We start from the raw sequence: 2,381 nt of genomic DNA, 5'->3' as shown, positions 1-2,381 counted from the left end.
CGGCTGGTTGAAGGAGAGCCGCAGGATCGGCACTCGCTACGACAAGCTGGCAAGAAGTTTTGCTGCAATGGTCACCCTGGCTTGCACGCTGCGGTGCCTACGGCAGTACTTTTCGTACAGAACCTAGCCCTGTATCTCCGACACGGGAGGCAGGTGGGAAGCTGGATCGCAGCTCAGCATGCTGGTGCTGCGTTCCAGTGGGGCTGAAAAAGATCACACCCCCAACGGTAATTTCGAGCAAAATCTCTCAACACGACACCAGAAAAGCCAATCGTTAAACACTATTTTTCGAGACGCCCCTCATAGGTGATCGAGTCAACCTCCCAGCATTTTGTTGCATCTGGAGTTATTACAAAAACCTCGTCACCCACACTCTTCCCAATACATGCCCTAGCGACTGGAGAGTTTATCGATATATAGTTCTTTTTCCCATATATCTCATCAACCCCTACAATCCTGAACGAAAGAGACTCTCCCTCCTCCCCAACCAAGGTAACCCAAGCCCCAAAGAAGACCTTTCCCTCCTGTGTCTCACTATACTCAACAACTCGCAGGTCAGAAATCCTTCCCCTTAAATACCTAACCCTTCTATCAATTTCCCTAAGCCGCTTTTTATTATACTGATAGTCAGCATTTTCAGACCGATCCCCCAAGCTTGCTGCCCACTGAACTAGTCTCGTTACAGCAGGCCGTTCCTCACGCCACAAAAAATCAAGCTCACTTTTGAGCTCTTCATAACCTTCAGGAGTAATCAGGTTCGCACTCATAAAAACCCTACATGTACTTTAAAGCCTTTTTAACAGCATCAACGGTAGCTGCCTTAAGAACCACGGAGCCTGACGAATCGACAATCTCACCAAACTCCGAAACAGCAAACCGCCACTTATCCAGAAACTCATCCGAGACGATATATTCAAGAGCCCGCCTCTCGAGACTACTAAGCGCCCCTCCATCGCCCTTATCACTTTGATAGTCCAAAATCTCAATACGAGTCCCTGGCGGAACAAATTCCTTAATCTTCTTATTTGCCGCAGCCAGTTGCGACGCCTGAATGCGCGCAAGCAGTTTATGCTTTGGATTTTGAATTTCCTCAATCCAATCATCCTCAGACTTATCTTTAGAGCGCGGACTCTTAGCGGCATTACGCTCCTCAAAAGAACTGATCAGCGCACGATACTTCTCTCCAGTAGCATTACGAAGGCTTTGAGCCTTGGGAACCCCCCTTTTGTAACCAAGGCGAGCAATAGTAGCAACCGAGAACTCATTCAAACCACGCCGCTCTTGCTCGACACAAATCTGATATATTGCATCAAGCGTTTGGCATGTCTTCTGTGAAGAAGAATCTTTGAGTTTTTCTAGCAACTCTTCTGGACTCATACCCACCCCTAAACCAAAGCCGGAACAGAACTCTTGGTTATAAGCTCAATCTCAGATCGCTCGATTCGCTCCGTCCCAACAAGATCAGAAAGCTTTATACCTCCATTAACAAGACTATCTACCCTCTCCCATGATTTCAACCTGGCCTTGAACAGGGCTACAAGCTGATTGCCTATCTTAAGCTGATCTTCTTTTGAAAGCATAAACAAACTTGGGGCAAGTTCGTTTAGGCATGCCATCCTATCAAGGAGTTGTGACCGCGGTATAATCGCTCGAGAGGCATTACAGCTCTCATAAATCACGGCATTCTCACAAATTTCTTGAAGCTGCTGGAAATACGATACATCCTCAATTTCAACCTGCAACTCGGAGTCTGACATCTTAATCAATGAAATCCCGGAATCATCACAGTTATCATGGCCATTTACGACAGACTGAGATAGCTGAACAAGCCTATATGACGACTGGAGGTCACACAGGAGCATATCCATTTTCTTTGCAGCACTTTCATACTCCGAGTCCAACTTCCTGATCTTGAACTCAAGGGATTTTCGCGTGCCAGAATCAAAAGCTTCCCCTTTCAAATCAGCAATATATTCAAGCCGATCAAGCTCATCGAGCGAAGCAGAAAGCGCAGCAACTTTATTTTGAAGGTCACGACAAACCTCAGACTGCTCATTTGCCTCCAGCAGAATTTCATTGGTGATTGAGAGCAATCCCCCCATAAAAACCGGGCCAGTTATGAAGTGCCTACACCTCAAGCAGTTCTGAAATCCCAGATAACCACAAGGTGTCGCCCCATGAACTTTAGTAGCCCCAATCTCTTCACCTCCATCATCACAGCGAGTAGCCGCATACGGGCAAATCCCATAATCCCGGCAGCGGCAAAAACTGAGTGCAACACCTGACCTTTCCGGTACGGTGTTGCCATGTCTTACCACGAACTCAGCGTTGAAGAGCGCTCCAACATCCAGGTCGGTCTGCTGCGCGGCATGAGCCAGAGG

2 protein-coding genes and 2 pseudogenes are annotated in these 2,381 nt (G+C 47.5%); 1 reads left to right on the top strand and 3 read right to left on the bottom strand.

Annotated features, from left to right (window positions below; translation table 11 throughout):
* Window positions 1–127 (top strand): annotated as a pseudogene (locus RA210_RS18640) (IS5/IS1182 family transposase); the annotation flags it as partial.
* A 154-nt stretch (window positions 128–281) separates the two neighbouring features.
* Here RA210_RS18640 and greB read toward each other — a convergent pair.
* From greB to RA210_RS18625, 3 genes and pseudogenes are all read right to left on the bottom strand, one after another.
* Window positions 282–767: a transcription elongation factor GreB gene (gene greB / locus RA210_RS18635; protein WP_201487614.1), complete on the bottom strand. Its 486-nt coding sequence runs from the start codon at window positions 765–767 to the stop codon at window positions 282–284.
* A 7-nt stretch (window positions 768–774) separates the two neighbouring features.
* Window positions 775–1,377, bottom strand: coding sequence for a gamma-mobile-trio protein GmtX (gene gmtX / locus RA210_RS18630; RefSeq protein WP_201487613.1), 603 nt, complete (start codon window positions 1,375–1,377; stop codon window positions 775–777).
* Window positions 1,378–1,385: 8 nt separating this feature from the next.
* Window positions 1,386–2,381: pseudogene (locus RA210_RS18625) on the bottom strand (hypothetical protein); the annotation flags it as partial.

Source organism: Pseudomonas sp. OF001, from assembly GCF_904426495.1.
Classification (GTDB): Bacteria; Pseudomonadota; Gammaproteobacteria; order Pseudomonadales; family Pseudomonadaceae; genus Geopseudomonas.
Note: the sequence above shows the minus strand (reverse complement) of the source record. Positions and strands in the feature narration are given on the sequence as shown.

What these genes read in the sequence shown, in the direction of transcription:
- greB (WP_201487614.1), bottom strand. Translation starts at nt 767, where the DNA reads ATGAGTGCGAACCTGATTACTCCTGAAGGTTATGAAGAGCTCAAAAGT.
- gmtX (WP_201487613.1), bottom strand. Translation starts at nt 1,377, where the DNA reads ATGAGTCCAGAAGAGTTGCTAGAAAAACTCAAAGATTCTTCTTCACAG.